Here is an 849-nt window from a genome sequence, read left to right as displayed (position 1 = left end):
GAACTGTGGGCATTCTGGCAAGCGTGCGGGTTTCGGCTGGTGCGCATTGGCAGCCACCGCGAGGCGAGCAGTGGCTGCTATAGTGCGATGGCGATTTTGCCTATCAGCGAGGATGGTCGGCAACTGGTCTCGCGTGCCGAACGGCGTCTCGCTCAGGCGTGGCCTGCCTTGCGCCGCATTATCCCTTTGGCACTGCCGTTGGCGCAGACCATACCGGATCCAGATAAACTCGAAGACGCCGAATGGTGCAGTCTGGCCGGGTTTGCTTTTGCGCATCGCGGCATGGAGCCGACCTTTGCCGCATTGACACGTCTGCTGGCGCGCTCGGGTTTGCCGCTGCCCGCATTGCGTGAGCTCAATGCGTACCCGCACGATCCCGAGCGGGGTGTGACATCGTTTTCATTAAGCGGTAAAAAAGCGCTGTTACAACGCTGGCGTGAGGAGACGGCTCAGGCACTGGCCGAGCTTGATGCAGCGGCCTGCGCGCGTTGGCAACGTTGGACGCAACCGGGTGGTTTCCGGCTGAATAATTAAATGCCTGGTGGAATGGAGATGTTTGCCGGCATAGGTAGGTAATCGACATGGAGAAGAGAGACATATCATGGTGATGGGAATTTTTTGCGGTTCGAGTGCGGGAAGTGACACCGCCTTTATTGATGCGGCGCGTGTGACGGGCAAAACCCTGGCGCAGGCCGGTATCGCCATTGTTTACGGCGGTGGCCGTGTGGGATTGATGGGCGCGGTCGCGGATGCGGCGTTGGCGCAGGGCGGCGAGGTGATTGGTGTCATGCCGCGTCTGTTGGCCGATCAAGAGCTTTCTCATCCGGGTCTGACCACGCTGCATGTGGT

The 849-nt window shown here is 60.1% G+C and carries 2 protein-coding genes; both read left to right on the top strand.

What is annotated here, in order from left to right:
• On the top strand, window positions 1-534 hold a 534-nt coding region (locus tag J5224_RS31375), incomplete at its 5' end, for a tRNA-binding protein (RefSeq protein ID WP_319802523.1).
• Between the two features lie 64 nt (window positions 535-598).
• Window positions 599-849: LOG family protein (locus J5224_RS31370; RefSeq protein ID WP_413544753.1), on the top strand; the 251-nt coding region annotated here is incomplete at its 3' end.

It is taken from the genome of Candidatus Symbiopectobacterium sp. NZEC135, from assembly GCF_025962695.1.
The sequence above is the reverse complement of the archived record's forward strand: the minus strand, read 5'-3'. Positions and strand labels throughout refer to the sequence as shown.